The 14,367-nt window shown below is 58.4% G+C and carries 18 protein-coding genes; 10 read left to right on the top strand and 8 right to left on the bottom strand.

Going from position 1 to position 14,367, the window contains the following annotated elements:
- Positions 1 to 107: 107 nt before the first annotated feature.
- Positions 108 to 1,043, bottom strand: coding sequence for a chemotaxis protein CheV (locus KGB27_RS22855; protein ID WP_008044401.1), 936 nt, complete (start codon positions 1,041 to 1,043; stop codon positions 108 to 110).
- 463 nt (positions 1,044 to 1,506) lie between these two features.
- On the opposite strand from KGB27_RS22855, the gene KGB27_RS22850 reads away from it, so the two are divergent.
- The 3 genes from KGB27_RS22850 (at position 1,507) to KGB27_RS22840 (ending at position 3,872) form a co-directional block, all read left to right on the top strand.
- Positions 1,507 to 1,977: a hypothetical protein gene (locus tag KGB27_RS22850; protein ID WP_008044399.1), complete on the top strand. Its 471-nt coding sequence runs from the start codon at positions 1,507 to 1,509 to the stop codon at positions 1,975 to 1,977.
- A gap of 345 nt (positions 1,978 to 2,322) precedes the next feature.
- Positions 2,323 to 3,216 carry a sensor histidine kinase gene (locus tag KGB27_RS22845; protein ID WP_192227965.1) on the top strand — a complete coding sequence of 298 codons (894 nt, stop codon included), beginning with the start codon at positions 2,323 to 2,325 and terminating at the stop codon, positions 3,214 to 3,216.
- Complete coding sequence (locus KGB27_RS22840) at positions 3,213 to 3,872, top strand: response regulator transcription factor (protein WP_032828800.1); 660 nt, start codon at positions 3,213 to 3,215, stop codon at positions 3,870 to 3,872. Before KGB27_RS22845 ends, KGB27_RS22840 begins: the two co-directional genes overlap by 4 nt.
- Here KGB27_RS22840 and yegS read toward each other — a convergent pair.
- Entirely contained in the window at positions 3,856 to 4,773 is a 918-nt protein-coding gene (gene yegS, locus KGB27_RS22835) for a lipid kinase YegS (RefSeq protein ID WP_223556466.1), read from the bottom strand. The genes KGB27_RS22840 and yegS overlap by 17 nt on opposite strands.
- Before the next feature lie 228 nt (positions 4,774 to 5,001).
- Between yegS and KGB27_RS22830 the strand changes: the two genes are divergently transcribed.
- Positions 5,002 to 5,310 carry a hypothetical protein gene (locus KGB27_RS22830; protein ID WP_223556464.1) on the top strand — a complete coding sequence of 103 codons (309 nt, stop codon included), beginning with the start codon at positions 5,002 to 5,004 and terminating at the stop codon, positions 5,308 to 5,310.
- Positions 5,311 to 5,376: 66 nt separating this feature from the next.
- Here KGB27_RS22830 and glp read toward each other — a convergent pair whose 3' ends face one another.
- Positions 5,377 to 6,564, bottom strand: a complete 1,188-nt coding sequence (glp, locus tag KGB27_RS22825) for a gephyrin-like molybdotransferase Glp (RefSeq protein ID WP_223556462.1) — start codon at positions 6,562 to 6,564, stop codon at positions 5,377 to 5,379.
- 22 nt (positions 6,565 to 6,586) lie between these two features.
- Entirely contained in the window at positions 6,587 to 7,126 is a 540-nt protein-coding gene (moaB, locus tag KGB27_RS22820; protein ID WP_008030315.1) for a molybdenum cofactor biosynthesis protein B, read from the bottom strand.
- 81 nt (positions 7,127 to 7,207) lie between these two features.
- Between moaB and mobA the strand changes: the two genes are divergently transcribed.
- Positions 7,208 to 7,810 carry a molybdenum cofactor guanylyltransferase MobA gene (gene mobA / locus KGB27_RS22815; RefSeq protein WP_223556460.1) on the top strand — a complete coding sequence of 201 codons (603 nt, stop codon included), beginning with the start codon at positions 7,208 to 7,210 and terminating at the stop codon, positions 7,808 to 7,810.
- Between the two features lie 76 nt (positions 7,811 to 7,886).
- Complete coding sequence (locus KGB27_RS22810; RefSeq protein WP_008030318.1) at positions 7,887 to 8,108, top strand: YgdI/YgdR family lipoprotein; 222 nt, start codon at positions 7,887 to 7,889, stop codon at positions 8,106 to 8,108.
- Positions 8,109 to 8,178: 70 nt separating this feature from the next.
- On the opposite strand, the gene KGB27_RS22805 is transcribed toward KGB27_RS22810, so the two are convergent.
- The 3 genes from KGB27_RS22805 to KGB27_RS22795 form a co-directional block, all read right to left on the bottom strand.
- Positions 8,179 to 9,069, bottom strand: a complete 891-nt coding sequence (locus tag KGB27_RS22805) for a pseudouridine synthase (protein WP_223556458.1) — start codon at positions 9,067 to 9,069, stop codon at positions 8,179 to 8,181.
- 71 nt (positions 9,070 to 9,140) lie between these two features.
- Positions 9,141 to 9,461, bottom strand: a complete 321-nt coding sequence (locus KGB27_RS22800) for a hypothetical protein (RefSeq protein ID WP_008030323.1) — start codon at positions 9,459 to 9,461, stop codon at positions 9,141 to 9,143.
- Between the two features lie 165 nt (positions 9,462 to 9,626).
- A complete protein-coding gene (locus tag KGB27_RS22795) occupies positions 9,627 to 9,863 on the bottom strand; it encodes a glutaredoxin family protein (protein ID WP_207285760.1) in 237 nt (78 codons plus the stop codon).
- A 210-nt stretch (positions 9,864 to 10,073) separates the two neighbouring features.
- Here KGB27_RS22795 and KGB27_RS22790 point away from each other — a divergent pair, with 210 nt between their 5' ends.
- Entirely contained in the window at positions 10,074 to 11,786 is a 1,713-nt protein-coding gene (locus tag KGB27_RS22790; protein ID WP_223556455.1) for a cation:proton antiporter, read from the top strand.
- 1 nt (position 11,787) lies between these two features.
- Here the strand turns inward: KGB27_RS22790 and KGB27_RS22785 are convergent, their stop codons facing one another.
- Positions 11,788 to 12,996 (bottom strand): ammonium transporter, encoded by a 1,209-nt coding sequence (locus KGB27_RS22785; RefSeq protein ID WP_223556453.1) that lies wholly within the window; start codon positions 12,994 to 12,996, stop codon positions 11,788 to 11,790.
- A gap of 305 nt (positions 12,997 to 13,301) precedes the next feature.
- Here KGB27_RS22785 and KGB27_RS22780 point away from each other — a divergent pair, with 305 nt between their 5' ends.
- Genes KGB27_RS22780 through KGB27_RS22770 form a run of 3 tightly spaced genes read left to right on the top strand, consistent with a single transcriptional unit; the run spans position 13,302 to position 14,346 of the window.
- Entirely contained in the window at positions 13,302 to 13,616 is a 315-nt protein-coding gene (locus KGB27_RS22780; RefSeq protein ID WP_008030332.1) for a YqjD family protein, read from the top strand.
- Positions 13,617 to 13,618: 2 nt separating this feature from the next.
- Positions 13,619 to 14,008, top strand: a complete 390-nt coding sequence (locus tag KGB27_RS22775; protein WP_223415847.1) for a phage holin family protein — start codon at positions 13,619 to 13,621, stop codon at positions 14,006 to 14,008.
- The gene (locus KGB27_RS22770; protein WP_008044376.1) at positions 14,005 to 14,346 is read left to right on the top strand and encodes a hypothetical protein; all 342 of its coding nucleotides are present in this window, start codon (positions 14,005 to 14,007) and stop codon (positions 14,344 to 14,346) included. The genes KGB27_RS22775 and KGB27_RS22770 overlap by 4 nt, the downstream gene beginning before the upstream one ends.
- Positions 14,347 to 14,367 lie beyond the last annotated feature (21 nt).

Below are 14,367 nucleotides of genomic sequence, written 5' to 3'. Positions count from 1 at the left end.
CTCTCCGTCGTCGGCAGCGTCAGATGTGTATAGGAGACAGATGTTAAACCGCCTTCGCGAGCAAGCCCGCTCCCACAGGTAAGCAGAGTGCAGCCTTTACATCGTGATCAGGCAGGCACTTCGTCGAGCATCAGGCGCTGACGCACCACATCGACCAGTTTGTCCGGCTGGAATTTGGAGAGGAAGTTGTCACAACCAACCTTCTTGACCATCGAGTCGTTGAAACTGCCGGACAACGAGGTGTGCAGAACCACGTAGAGGCCGCGCAGACGCGGATCGTTACGGATCTCGGTGGTCAGGCGATAGCCGTCCATTTCCGGCATCTCGGCGTCGGTGAAGATCATCAGCAATTTGTCGGTCATGTTAACGCCGGTATCCGCCCAGCCCTTGAGCATGTTCAGCGCTTTCAAGCCATCGCTGGCGATGTGCATCTTCACGCCCAACTGGCCGAGGGTGTCGCGCAACTGCGAGAGCGCCACGTTGGAGTCGTCCACCAGCAGCACTTCACGGCCACGGGCGCGCTCCAGTATTGGATCGTCGAGTTTGTCGCGGGATACCTTGGCGTTGTACGGAACGATTTCGGCGAGGACTTTCTCGACGTCGATAATCTCCACCAACTGATCATCGACCTTGCTGATGGCAGTCAGGTAATGCTGACGGCCGGCGCTGGTCGGCGGCGGCAGAATGGCTTCCCAGTTCATGTTGACGATGCGGTCCACACCGCCAACCAGGAAAGCCTGCACGGAGCGGTTATACTCGGTGACGATGATCGTGCTGGTAGGGCTCGGCACCAGCGGACGCATGCCGATGGCCTGGGACAGGTCGATCACCGGCAACGTCTGGCCACGCAGGTTGACCACGCCGCAGACAAACGGATGGCGCTGGGGCATCAGGGTCAGTTTCGGCAGTTGCAGCACTTCCTGCACTTTGAAAACGTTGATCGCGAACAATTGCCGCCCAGCCAGGCGGAACATGAGAATTTCCAGGCGATTCTCACCCACCAGTTGCGTGCGTTGGTCTACCGTGTCGAGAATGCCGGCCATCAATGACTCCTGGTACTTGTTCTGATGAATTCACTAAAGAGGGTTATCGGCTGTTTTTTCAGGACCTTGACCCCGATGCAAAATGCCACGCTCAGGCATTGATGTCACATTAACATCATGCTTTACTGGCGCCATCACTTCATCTGCTTCACTCCCTGCGGCGCGACCCTGTTTCGTCCATTAGGTTCCCGTGCGTAAGGGATTCCCCTAGTAACAATCAGGCCCAACCTGATATTCGCAATATCCAATAGCCATTAATGTGACGCCATTCTCATTGCATGAACGGAGTCAGGCTTTTGTGTGCGATCGCAGGTCAGTGGCCATCCACCCTCTTGAACTCCTCCGCCTGCAGACAGCCCGGCTGGAGCGCGATCTCACGACGGCACGGCAACGCCATGGCGCAGATCATTCTCGCTGACACACACGACATTCCCTCATTTGACATGACGTTGTGGAGATAAGCATGCCGAACGACCGTAACGACTGGGCCAAGCGGTTCCCGGAGTTCCTCGCCGAAGCTGAAACACTCCTGGCCAAATCCGAGGAGTGCCTGAGTCATTTGCAACTGATCAGCAATGACAAGGACGCCATCGAATGCATGCTCAGTACCCTGCTCAAGCTGGCCAACAAGGCCGACGCCCTCGCCCTGGTCGCCGTTTCGGAGTTTTCGCTGCACATTCATGGCCTGCTGAACCATGCCCAAAACCACGTCGACCTGCATGCTCAGGCGCTGGATGCGTTGAAAGACTGCTTCACATTGATGGCCTGGCAACTCGAACTGATCGATCAGACCACCGGCCAACTCAGCCTCGACGACAGTGAACAAACCTCATTGATCGAAGCCTTTGCCTACCAGGTCGGGCAAAACCAGTTTCAGCCACCGGTTAATTCCAAACCGTTCCGGCTCGTTTCCTTTACGGAACGGCAGGCTTAATTTCACCCGATAATTACTCCGTGGTTTGTATTCATATTGCCAAGATGTCGCTCTGTAACTTGATCACGCTCATGTCGCAATTGAATATTTCATGCCTGTCAACGACAGCCCGATACAAGTAACTATTCCCTTCCTGCCGATAAACTTTTCCATTGTGGAACTATCGTCCAAAACCTTTATTTCCTGACTCTATAGACATATATACCGAACGCGACCAACGGTATGTTAAGTGGTATTATGCCGACCATTAGTTGACGTCAATTAATGGCAGAGTGACTCAGACAGAGACCCGTCAGTCCATTAGACCGGTCTGCCCGCAGCGAACATCCATTGGCTCCATCCGTTATGTACGCCAGCCTCAAGTCAATCACCATGTGGCCCCCCTCCCGAGTAAACGCGCGTCGGTTCACGCTTTTGTTGTGTACCTGCTCGGCGCTCGGCAGCCTGCTGATCTATGGCCTGTCCACACGCTTGCCGTTAAGTCTGCTGCTGCTCAATATTGCAGCGCTGACGTGCGTCTGGGTGCAGCATCGCCTGTCGCGCAAGTCGATAAAGTTCGAGCCTCAAGAGCTCGCCGACCGTTTATTGAAGGTTCAGGAGAACGAGCGCCACCGGCTCAGTCGTGAACTGCATGACGATATTGGCCAGTTATTGACCGCGGCAAAACTTCAAAGTGAATGGCTCAAACGCCGAATGCCCGAAGAACTGCAAGAGCAATGCGCGGTGCTCTGCGGCACGCTGGAAGAAACCCTGACCAAAGTACGTGACGTATCGGCCATCCTCAACCCCAGACAGTTGACCAGCCTGGGGCTGGAAGCCAGCCTGCGAGCGCATTTGCTCAAGACACTGGGCAATACGACGGTGAACTGGAGCCTGGAATGCCATTCACGCTTGACCGGCATCCCTGAAGAAATGGCGGTGGCCGCCTTTCGAATCACCCAGGAAGCGGTGACCAACATACTGCGCCACGCCGAGGCGAAAAATCTGTTGGTCCGCCTGCAACGCCAGCCTCAAGGCTTGACGCTGTTGATCAGCGACGACGGCCTGGGTTTCGCGCCGGCGACGGATCCGGGTCGTGAGGGCCAGCGCGGAATGGCCGGAATGTCGGAACGTATCGATCAACTGGGCGGTACATTGACCGTCACCAGCGAACCGGGCAAAGGTACTCAAATCGAAGCTCTCTTCCCCTGGGCGCCACGTGCGCTCGAACGGGCCAGTACGAATAAGGTTATGCGTTGACTTGTAACTTACTTCTGGTGGATGACCACTCGCTTATCAGGGCTGGCGTGCGCGCTCTGGTGCTGGATATTCCCGGCTACGCCGTCATCGGCGAGGCCAATGACGGCTCGCAGCTGCTCGAAATGGTCGAGCATCTGTCCCCGGACATCGTGCTGCTGGATATTTCCATGAAGGAAACCGGTGGCCTTGAAGCCTTGCAGCGCCTCAAGCGCGTGCGCCCGCAAAGCAAGGTGCTGATTCTGTCGATGCACACCGACCCGGCGCTCATCATGCAGGCACTGGAATCCGGCGCCCACGGTTACCTGCTCAAGGACACCACGGCCACCGAACTCGAACATGCCCTGGAAGCCCTGCGCAACAACGAGCGCTACCTGAGCCCGGCCATCGCCCATACGGTTATCAACCAGGCGCTAACCCGCAACCAGAAACATCAGCCGGAACCCGCGGACTCGCACAACCTGACGGCACGTCAGCTGGAAATCCTGCGGCTGATTGTTCGCGGAAAATCCACCCGGGAAATCGCCAATGGCCTGGGTTTGAGTATCAAGACGGTCGAAACCCACCGCTCGCAAATCATGAAGCGCTTGCAGATTTACGACGTGGCAGGCCTGGTGCTGTTCGCCGTGCGCGAGCAAATCATCAGTCTGGACGACTGATCATTGCCGGAACGCTCAGCAGCGGCGAGTCCTCGGGCAAGTGCACCCGCAGTGCTGCCGGGCGCGCCGAGAAACGCAAGCTGTCGCCTTCCAGTGGTTCACCATCGAGATTGATGTAAAGACCTTCCGAGACCTTGATCTCGACCCATGGCAGACGGGCGCGCACAAACATGCTGTCGATACCGAAGCCGTCGGAGAGCAAACTTTTCAACGTACCCACCACTTCCTGCGGTGCAGGCAGAATACTGATATCCAGCAGACCGTCATCCGCCAGCGCCTGTGGGCACAGTACGTGACCACCGCCAGCCTGGCGGCCATTGCCGATGCCCAGTGCCAGCAGCTCGCCACTCCACTGAAAATCCGGGCCATGCAGCTCGCCATAGGCCGCATGCAACTCGCTGAAACGTGACAACCCCGTGAACAGGTAGGCCGCACCTCCAAGCACTTTCTTTAATTCCTCTGAGGTATTGGCCGTGACCTGACTGCCGAAGCCGCCCGTGGCCATGTTCAGAAACACCTGCCCGCCGACCTCTCCCAGGTCGATGGCACACGGTTCAGTTTCCAGAAGATTCAAGGCTTGGGCGGGTTCCAGAGGCACACCGGCAGCGCGCGCGAAATCGTTGGCGGTTCCCAACGGCATCAGCACCAGACTGGCCTGCGTCGACTGTGCAGCCATGGCTTCGGCAATATCACGCAACGTTCCGTCACCGCCCCCAGCGATGATCTGCCTGTAGCCCGCCGCCAGCGCCTCATCCACCAGGCGTCGTGCGTCGCCGGCCTCCCAGGTCAATCGAACAGCCAACTCCCAACCTTTTGCGCGCCTGCCCTCGACCGCCGCACGAACCTCCTCGTTGAGCGCCTGCTTGCCATGCAGAATCAACAGTGCCTTGCGTTCGCTCATTGTGATCACCCCCATGTTTGCATTCCGTATGGGAGATGTTGACCGCGATGCGCACCATAAAAGTCGCAGGAAACCGAATTATTTCAAGGAGTCCGGGATTGAGGTCCTACAAGGCGGGATTTTTTCTTACAAAACCTGAGGAATCGGCTCAATTGACCCACCCGTTTGATTGGTACACCTTGGTGGCTGCGGTTTATCAGTCATCAGCAGGAATTACAGGGACGTACCATGCAAAGCCATGACATCAGGTTACCGGGCATCCCGGTTGCACCACTCGCGGAAAGACGGGCCAAACAGCAAGCCGAATTCAATAACAGCGCAAAATCCACTGGAGAAGCCGAAATGGAACCTCGCGTCGTCGAACTGGAAACTCACCTCGAATACATCCGAAGAGACATGGATGAAGTCCGCAGTGACGTGAAGTCGATCAAACACCGGCTTGCCTATTCAGCCGGTGGCACAGCCGTGGTGCTCGGCCTTCTGGGCTGGATCGCCAACAGTCGTTTCGACCAGGTCGTGGCACTCGTCGCGCATTAAGCGTCAGCCATCAACGCAAAACCCGGTTCGATCAACCGGGTTTGCATGGCCAGCGTGAGGCAGGTATCAGCCCAGAACTTCGCTCAGCGGGATGAAATACACGCTGTCACCTTCAATTAGCGTGCGATCCTCCAGCACTTCAACCAGACCATCGGCCCAGGCTGCGCTGCGCAGTACACCTGAACTCTGATTTTTGTAGATGATCGCCCGGCCGTTTTCCAGACGTCCACGCAAGTACTCGCGTCGACTGCCGGCTTTGGACCAGTTAAACCCTGCCGGCACCTGAAATTTCAGCGGCTCAACCACTTTTACGCCTTGGCGGCGTAATAGATAGGGCCTTGCCAACAAGGCAAAGGTCACCAGGGTCGACGCCGGGTTACCGGGTAAACCAATAACCGGAACCCCTCGAAAATGTCCGAAGGTCAGCGGTTTGCCCGGTTTGATAGCGAGTTTCCACAATGTCAGCTCGCCCTCCTCCCGCAAGGCAATGCCCAGAAAATCCGCCTCACCCACCGATACGCCACCGGTCGAGAGGATCAGGTCGACGCTTGCCAAACTGGCAAGACGGGCACGAGTGGTCTCGAGGTCATCTGGAAGAATACCGGCGTCGATCACCTCACAACCCAATCGCTGCAACCAGCTGCAGAGCAACACACGATTGCTGTTGTAGATCTGGCCAGGTCCCAGCGGCTTACCCGGTTCAACCAATTCATCACCGGTGGACAAAACGGCGACGCGAACTTTGCGAATCACCTCCAGCTCTGCGCATCCCAGTGAAGCAGCCAGGCCCTGCTCAATTGGCCCAAGCCGCGTGCCGGCTGGCAGAATCAGTTCACCGACGGTAGTTTCCTGGCCTTGTGGCCGGATGTTTTGTCCTGGCGCCAGGGCTTCGGTGAAACGGACTCGTTCATCCGCCTGGATTTCGGCGTTTTCCTGCATCTCGACGCAGTCGGCCCCAGCAGGAACCGGCGCACCGGTGAAGATTCGCGCACAGGTGCCGGGCGTCAAAGGCGGCGGAGCGTTGCCTGCAAAAATCTTCTGGCTGACCACCAACGGCTCTCCCGCCCAGTCGGCCGCGCGCAACGCATAACCATCCATTGCACTGTTGGGCCACGGAGGAAGATCAAGCGTCGAGATCAGGTCATCGGCCAGAACACGACCCTCAACCTGCGCCAGGGGCAGGCGCTCACGCTCACGAATCGGCGTGGCTTCAGCCATTTCCAGCAAGCGCGCCAATGCGACTTCGACAGCCATCAGGCTGCCTGTCTTGCCTGGCTTACCCACGGGATTCACAGGGCTGCGCCTGTTTCAGATGAGGCACGAAATTGCATGGGCGGTGCCGCGAATCCAGTTGCTCAGCGAGAATACCGTCCCAACCGGTTCGCACAGCGTTGGTCGAGCCGGGCAAGCAGCAGACCAGCGTGCCATTGGCCAAACCGGCCAAGGCGCGGGACTGAACAGTGGAGGAGCCAATATCCGCCACCGATATCTGCCGGAAAAGCTCGCCAAATCCATCGACCTGCTTGTCCAGCAGGCAGCTCACCGCTTCGGGCGTGCTGTCGCGCCCGGTGAACCCCGTACCACCCGTGATCAGGACAACCTGCACCACATCGTCGGCAATCCAGTTGGCGACTTGCGCGCGGATTTTGTAGAGGTCATCTTTGAGCAGAACCCGAGAGGCCAGGTTATGGCCAGCAGCGATCAAGCGGTCAACGAAGACCTGGCCTGACGTGTCGGTTTCCAGAGTACGGGTATCGCTGACAGTCAGCACCGCGATGTTGAGCGGTGCGAAAGGTACATCAGCCTTGGCTTTCATAGGCTCGTCCAGTTGTAGGAGAAACAGCCCGGTGTTATATCACAGCGCCTCCTTTTTTCGCCGCCCCCATGGAGACCTGCCATGACCTCGAATACACATTTGCCACCCTGTTCCATTCTGCTCCTGGCAGGGGGGCGCGGCCAACGCATGGGCGGCCAGGACAAAGGGCTGATCGAGTGGCACGGCGAGCCACTGATCGCGCATTTGCATCGCAAGACCCGTCCGCTGAGCGATGACCTGATCATCTCCTGCAACAGGAACCTGGAAAAGTATGCGCCCTACGCCGACCTGTTGGTCCATGACGACGAAGGCGATTTCCCCGGTCCGTTGGCTGGCATGCGTGCAGGCCTGAAGGCCGCTCGTCATGCGTATCTGCTGGTATTGCCTTGTGACGTACCGCGCATCGATGCCGCGCTGCTCCACAGCATGCGCGAAACCGCCAGCGAGCATCCGGACAAACCGCTGATGCTGCGCCATGACGGACACTGGGAACCCTTGCTGTGCATCATTCCGGTTGCCCTGCGAGAAGCGTTCGAAAGTGCCTGGAATGACGGCGAACGCAGCCCGGGGCGCCTCATGCGCAAACTGGGCGCCACGGCGTTGCAGTGCCCCGACAACGATCCTCGCCTGGCCAACCTCAATACACCGGAACTGTTAAGTGCCCACAACACTGTGTCAGACTGACACGAGAATGAACTTGCACGTGTCGCGAACGTCTCAAGCTCAGTTACCAAAAGAATTCATATTCGGAGACACACTCATGACTCAACGGACCCTCGCCGCTTTCATGCTCGCACTCGGCCTCGCTACCCTTGCCGGTTGCGCATCGCCTGCAGTGATCACCTTGAATGACGGTCGCGAAATCCAGGCTGTCGACTCGCCAAAATACGATAAAGAATCGGGTTTCTACGAATTTGAACAGTTGGACGGCAAACAAACCCGCGTCAACAAGGATCAAGTTCGTACCGTCAAAGAGCTGTAATCTTTGCGGCACCAACCGGATACAGAAAAGCCCGCTTTATGCGGGCTTTTTCGTGGCTGAAGAACGGCCATCACCATTGCAGGGTGATAGCGCTTTCGAAGTATCTTTCCTCACCCGTGACCGGGTCCACAAACCGAAGCCCTTGTGCGAGCAACTTCAACGGATTGGCATAGTCGTCTTCGACATCCTTGAGCACTTGCGGATAGAACGGGTCATTGCAGATGCTGGCCCCCAAAGCCGTCATGTGCACCCGCAACTGATGCTTCTTGCCTGTCACCGGGTAAAGCGCATATCGCCAGAGATCGCCGTTCTTCTCCCTGACCTCGACGGCCGTCTCGGTATTGCTGGCGCCCGGCCCCTCTTGCATACGAAAGAAAGGCTCGCCATCAACGAGCCGACTCTTGTGGACCAAGGGAAAGGTCAGTTCCGGCAATGCCCTGGCAATAGCCTCGTAGCGCTTTTCGATCTGCCGCGTTGGAAACAACGACTGATACGCGGAACGGCTCTGAGGATTGGCTGAAAACAGCACCAGCCCCGCCGTATGCCGATCAATGCGATGCAACGGCACCAGGTGCGGGTTATCCAGCCGACGGATCAACCGTCGAAGCAGCGTTTGCTCGACATATTCACCCGCTGGCGTCACAGGCAGGAAATGCGGCTTGTCAGCCACCACCAGGTGCTCGTCCGCGTACAGAATCGACTCGACCACAGGGATCGGCTTTTCGTCCGGCACTTCCCGAAAGTAGTGAATCCGCAGGCCTTCCTTGTAAGGAAGATCAAGGGCGATTGGCGCACCGTGCCCGTCGAGGACGCGACCACGGGCGATTCGGTCCAGCCATTGCTCGCGACCGATGGCACTGAAGTGCTCGCACAGGCATTCAAGTACGGTCTGCCACGGGCCAGGCGGCAAGTAGAGCGTACTGGCCTGGCTGTGCGCAGCAGAAAAAGATGAAGTGGACATACGGAAGTTCTGACCCTCAATGCAGGGCGGCATTATCCAACAGAGGCCGGACCGAACCTAGCAGAGAATCCTCAGGCCGGAATCGACTGCGTGCGCGCCGCCGCTTCAGTGAATTCCTTGAGCCAGCGCAACACATCGACCGCCTCCCAGCGACCCGGATCGTAAAGTGCGTACAACAAGCCCTGATAGCCCACGACGTCCAGCTGCCGGTGATAACCCGCGCGCTGGAACAGTGCTTCGATTTCAGCGAAACAGGTATTGAAATGCAGCTTGTTGAACGGTGTTTTTCCTTCCGTGACCAGGCCATCCAGACGCAACTCGTGGACGGCCTCACGCACTACGTCCACCGACATCCGGTTCACGCTGTTCTTCAACTGTTCGACATTGACCAAGATTCATCCCTCTGACTTCCGGGATCACCTGCCTGAATCCGCAATAAAGAGAACACGACAGGTGACCGGAATAACTGTATGCACATACAGTAACCGAATAACCTGCATTTCGCCAATGACCGAAACGAGAACAGCGACAGATGGGAATCGAGAAAAATGTCGAGGTCAGCGCAGGAACGCCACGACCTGGTCGGCACTGAATGGCCAACCCAGCTCAGCGCCGGTATCGACTCGCCGTAACACCGGAATTCGCAGGCTGTAGGCTTCGAACCATGATTCATCGTCAGCGATATCCACCAGCTCGACCAGCAGACCGTGCTCGACAAATTCCATCACTATGGCTTCGGCCACTTCGCAGAGATGGCACCCAAGGGTGCCGAAAAGCTGACATTCAGGAGGCATGAGCACACAACCCGGTAAAGTGAGCGTTTATTCTAGGCCCGCTATAAGAAGCAGTCGAGCCAATGACTCAGGCGCCTTGGCAACGGCGCATTTCCAAAGTTTTCGGCAACTCCCTGACTCAAATCACTCAAGCGCAATGTCACTTGCGCGATGCTCGCGGCTTTTTTTGCCTCTACGCTTGAGTAACTCGCACCTTGACCGGAGTTTTTTGTGTTCGCCAACCTGTTGATCATCCTCGCCTCCTCTCTGGTGGTTATTGCACTGTTCCAGCGCCTGCGCCTGCCACCGGTGCTGGGCTATTTGTGCGTGGGGTTGATGATCGGGCCGACTGCGTTCAACTGGGTCAATGAAAGCGAGGAGTTGCCCGACCTCGCCGAGCTGGGCGTGGTGTTCCTGCTGTTCTCCCTCGGGCTGGAGTTTTCCCTGACGAAAATGCTCGCGTTGCGCCACGTGGTGTTTCGGCTGGGCGGCCTGCAAGTACTGGTCACCGCGACACTGCTTGGGGGGGGGCTGATGTTGCTCGGCATGTCGGTAACCCCTGCGCTGCTGCTCGGTGCAGGTCTGTCGCTGTCGTCCACCGCCATTGTCAGCAAGGAGCTGGGCAGTCTCGGCGAGATTTTCAGCAGCCACGGCCAGAACGCCATTGCGGTGTTGCTGTTCCAGGACGTCGTGGCGGTGTTGCTGCTGACTCTGGTGCCGGTGTTCGCCGGGAACAGCGATCAGGCCTGGTACTGGGCGTTACCTGTGACGCTCGGCAAGACCGTTGTGCTGTTCGTCGGGCTGTTGCTGACCAGTCGCTGGTTGCTGCCGCGGCTGTTCCATGAAGTGGCGGCGGCCCGCTCCGCCGAGCTGTTTGTGCTGCTGGCGCTGGTCATTGTGCTGCTGACCGCCTGGCTGACTCACCTGCTCGGTCTCTCCCCTGCCCTGGGGGCATTTCTCGCCGGCATGCTGCTGGGGGAAAGTCATTACCGCCATCAAATCGAGGCCGATATCCGTCCGTTCCGCGACATTCTGCTCGGGGTATTTTTCGTCAGCATCGGCATGTTGATCGACCTGCAGTTGTTCGCCAGCCACGGCCTGCTGATCCTCGGCCTGACCCTCGGTTTGCTGCTGATCAAAGGCTGCGTGGTCGCGCTGTTGGTCAAATGGCGCGGCAGCGATGTCGAGACCGCCTGGCGCAGTGGCCTGGCTTTGGCCCAGGGCGGCGAGTTCTGTTTTGCGCTGATGGCCCTGATGCAACAAAACAAAATGATGCCCGCCGACCTCGGCGGGCTGCTGCTGGCCGCGACCTTCTGCTCGATGCTGCTGACGCCACTGTTGCTGCGTTCGGCGCCCCGCATCGCAACGCGTCTGCACCGCAAGCCCAACGAAGAAGCGAAGCTCGACGAAATAAGCGCGCTGAACGCCGGACTGCACAGCCATGTGGTGATCTGTGGCTATGGTCGCGTCGGTCAGTCGATCGGGCGAGCGCTGCGCAATGCGCTGCAGCCCTATATCGCGCTGGACACCGATCCGGTGCGTGTCCAGGAAGCCGCCGTGGGTGAAACCTGTGTGCACTATGGCGACTCACGACGCGGTGAACTGCTGCTGGCGGTAGGACTGGCGCGCGCCAGGCTGCTGGTGATTGCCGTGGACCAGGCCGATATCGCGTTACTGATTCTCCAGGAGGCGCGCCGATTAAACTCGACCGTTCCAATCCTGGTACGCACTCGGGACGACAGCCAACTGGCCGAGTTGAAAGCAGCCGGCGCCAGCGAAGTCGTGCCCGAATTGCTGGAGTCGAGCCTGATGCTCGCCTCCCACGCGTTGATCATGCTGGGTATACCCGCGCATCAGGTCCAAGAGCGGGCCGACCAGATACGGCATGACCGCTATCGCCTGCTGCACGGTTTTTATCCCGGTGCCGACGATGAAGAAACCTGACTCAGTCCTGGCTCACGGCGCCGATCTTGTGCACCGACAGGTCCGCGCCGTAATACTCTTCTTCCTGACTCAGGCGCAGGCCATGGAACGCCTTGATCACGCCATACACGGTAAAGCCGCCGGCCAGCGCCACGACCACCCCGAGGGAGGTTCCGATCAACTGACTGATCAGGCTCACCCCACCCAGGCCACCCAGTGCGCTCTGACCGAAAATGCCACAGGCGATCCCGCCCCAGACACCGCACAGACCGTGCAACGGCCAGACACCCAATACGTCATCGATGTGCCATTTGCCTTGCGCAGCGGTAAAGCACCAGACAAACAGCGCCCCGGCGATGGCGCCGGTCACCAGCGCTCCGACCGGGTGCATCAGATCGGAACCGGCGCAGATCGCCACCAGCCCGGCCAGCGGGCCGTTATGCAGAAAGCCCGGGTCATTGCGCCCGACGATCAGCGCCGCCACGGTGCCGCCCACCATGGCCATCAGCGAGTTCACCGCGACCAACCCGCTGACGCCCTGCAAGGTTTGCGCGCTCATCACGTTAAAACCGAACCAGCCCACGATGAGAATCCACGAGCCCAGGGCCAGGAAGGGAATGCTCGACGGTGCGAACGCCACCAGGCGTCCCTCGCGATAGCGACCTTGCCTCGGCCCGAGCAACAACACCGCTGCCAGCGCCAGCCAGCCGCCCATGGCATGGACTACCACCGAACCGGCGAAATCATGGAAGCTGGCACCAAAGCGCGCGAGCAACCAGGCCTGCAAGCCAAAGTTACCGTTCCAGATCATGCCTTCGAAAAAGGGATAGACGAACGCCACGATCAACGCCGTCGCACACAACTGCGGAACGAACCGGGCGCGCTCGGCGATGCCGCCGGAAATGATTGCCGGTATGGCTGCGGCGAACGTCAGCAGAAAGAAAAACTTCACCAGGCCATAGCCATGATCGGCATTGATCACCGCCGCCGGTTGCATGAAGGTGACCCCGTAGGAAATCCAATAGCCTATAAAGAAGTAGGCAAGGGTCGAAATGGCGAAGTCGCTGAGGATCTTCGACAAGGCGTTAACCTGATTCTTCTGTCGAACCGTGCCGACTTCGAGAAAGGCAAAACCGGCGTGCATGGCCAAGACCATGACTGCACCGATCAGAATGAACAACGTGTTGGAGCTATGGACCAGACTGTCCACAGCGCTTTGCAGATTTTCCATGGAGTTGGCAGACCTGAAGGCTAAAAAAGCACCAAAGCAGTTCGCGCAGACAATTCATGCACCAAGTTGCAACTTCGCCGGATCAGTCCATTGATCCCGATGAGTCACTTTGGCGCACAAGGTTGGAACCTTTGCGCGAGGTTTCATTATTTGAGATAAGGTTTTGCTCGATTCTTGCCCAGCAACAGCGCAAACACGCAGGCTGACGCACCACGACATAGCAAAAGTTGTACCAGTCATTTGTACTGAACCTTCGCGCAAGGCTCATACTCGAACGCAACAGAAGCCACTTACGGAGATCACCAATGGCCAGCATCAAGGCAAAGACTGCTCAAGAAATCCTGATGAACGACTTCCAGACCCTGGTCAGCGACACCGAGCGGTTGCTGGAACACACCGCCACATTGGCCGGTGATCAGGCGGATGAGTTGCGCGAACAGATCCACGACAGCCTGCTGCGTGCACGCGAAACCTTGAAACTGACTGAAGACTCCCTGCGCGAACGCGGCAAGGCCGCCGTCACCGCCACTGAAGACTATGTTCAGGCCAACCCATGGCAATCGGTCGGGATCGCGGCCGGCGTGGGTTTCCTGATCGGTCTGCTGGCAACACGGCGCTGATTATGGCAATCGGTGAATCCGGCTCGTCCGAGACGGGCCCAAGCTCCTCATCGCGGCGCCTGGGTGCCGCTTTCCTTGGACTGCTGCACAGCCATGTCGAACTGTTCGGCATCGAATTGCAGGAACAAAAAGCCCGCACCGTCAGCCTGCTGCTGTTCGCAGGCCTGGCGCTGGTGTTTGCCTTGCTGTTGCTGGTGGGGTTGTCGACGCTGGTGTTGATCCTGTTTTGGGACACCTATCGCCTGCCCGCCATCATCGGGCTCTGCGTGTTCTACACCCTCGCGGCCATCTTCTGCGCGATGCGCTTGAGAGCAGCGATTTTCGATGAATCCTCGCCCTTCAATGGCACCCTGGAAGAACTGGCCAACGATCGGGAGCGCCTGCTGCCATGAGCCTGCCTGAACTGCCTCACAACAGCTCGCGCACGGAAATGCGCAAGGCGCTGATCCGTCTGCGCATGGAGATGCATCGCCAGGAAATCCGTCACGAATCCGCGCAACTGCTGCAACCCTTGCAACGTGTGCGCGGGATGACACAAAACCTGCAAGACGGCTTCGGCATCAAGCACGCCCCGCTCTGGGGCGTAGCGGCCGTGACCCTGCTGGGCTTTTTGACCGGCAAGGGCGCCAAGAGCGGTGGCGTCAGCAGCCTGACTCGACTGGTTCGGCTAGGCACCACGCTGGGGCCGCTGATCAAGCTGATCCTGCAAGGCAACTCGCCCAAACACTGAAGCCACTAGCTGGCTGCATTC

This window comes from Pseudomonas sp. BF-R-01, assembly GCF_019946615.1.
Classification (GTDB): domain Bacteria; phylum Pseudomonadota; class Gammaproteobacteria; order Pseudomonadales; family Pseudomonadaceae; genus Aquipseudomonas; species Aquipseudomonas migulae.
This window is presented reverse-complemented; position numbering and strand designations above follow the sequence as displayed.

What these genes read in the sequence shown, in the direction of transcription:
- moaB (WP_008030315.1), bottom strand. Translation starts at nt 7,126, where the DNA reads ATGAAAGCCAAGGCTGATGTACCTTTCGCACCGCTCAACATCGCGGTG.
- KGB27_RS22780 (WP_008030332.1), top strand. Translation starts at nt 13,302, where the DNA reads ATGGCCAGCATCAAGGCAAAGACTGCTCAAGAAATCCTGATGAACGAC.
- KGB27_RS22805 (WP_223556458.1), bottom strand. Translation starts at nt 9,069, where the DNA reads ATGTCCACTTCATCTTTTTCTGCTGCGCACAGCCAGGCCAGTACGCTC.
- KGB27_RS22795 (WP_207285760.1), bottom strand. Translation starts at nt 9,863, where the DNA reads ATGCCTCCTGAATGTCAGCTTTTCGGCACCCTTGGGTGCCATCTCTGC.
- KGB27_RS22830 (WP_223556464.1), top strand. Translation starts at nt 5,002, where the DNA reads ATGCAAAGCCATGACATCAGGTTACCGGGCATCCCGGTTGCACCACTC.
- KGB27_RS22845 (WP_192227965.1), top strand. Translation starts at nt 2,323, where the DNA reads ATGTACGCCAGCCTCAAGTCAATCACCATGTGGCCCCCCTCCCGAGTA.
- KGB27_RS22855 (WP_008044401.1), bottom strand. Translation starts at nt 1,043, where the DNA reads ATGGCCGGCATTCTCGACACGGTAGACCAACGCACGCAACTGGTGGGT.
- KGB27_RS22770 (WP_008044376.1), top strand. Translation starts at nt 14,005, where the DNA reads ATGAGCCTGCCTGAACTGCCTCACAACAGCTCGCGCACGGAAATGCGC.
- KGB27_RS22810 (WP_008030318.1), top strand. Translation starts at nt 7,887, where the DNA reads ATGACTCAACGGACCCTCGCCGCTTTCATGCTCGCACTCGGCCTCGCT.
- mobA (WP_223556460.1), top strand. Translation starts at nt 7,208, where the DNA reads ATGACCTCGAATACACATTTGCCACCCTGTTCCATTCTGCTCCTGGCA.
- yegS (WP_223556466.1), bottom strand. Translation starts at nt 4,773, where the DNA reads ATGAGCGAACGCAAGGCACTGTTGATTCTGCATGGCAAGCAGGCGCTC.
- glp (WP_223556462.1), bottom strand. Translation starts at nt 6,564, where the DNA reads ATGGCTGTCGAAGTCGCATTGGCGCGCTTGCTGGAAATGGCTGAAGCC.
- KGB27_RS22775 (WP_223415847.1), top strand. Translation starts at nt 13,619, where the DNA reads ATGGCAATCGGTGAATCCGGCTCGTCCGAGACGGGCCCAAGCTCCTCA.
- KGB27_RS22850 (WP_008044399.1), top strand. Translation starts at nt 1,507, where the DNA reads ATGCCGAACGACCGTAACGACTGGGCCAAGCGGTTCCCGGAGTTCCTC.
- KGB27_RS22785 (WP_223556453.1), bottom strand. Translation starts at nt 12,996, where the DNA reads ATGGAAAATCTGCAAAGCGCTGTGGACAGTCTGGTCCATAGCTCCAAC.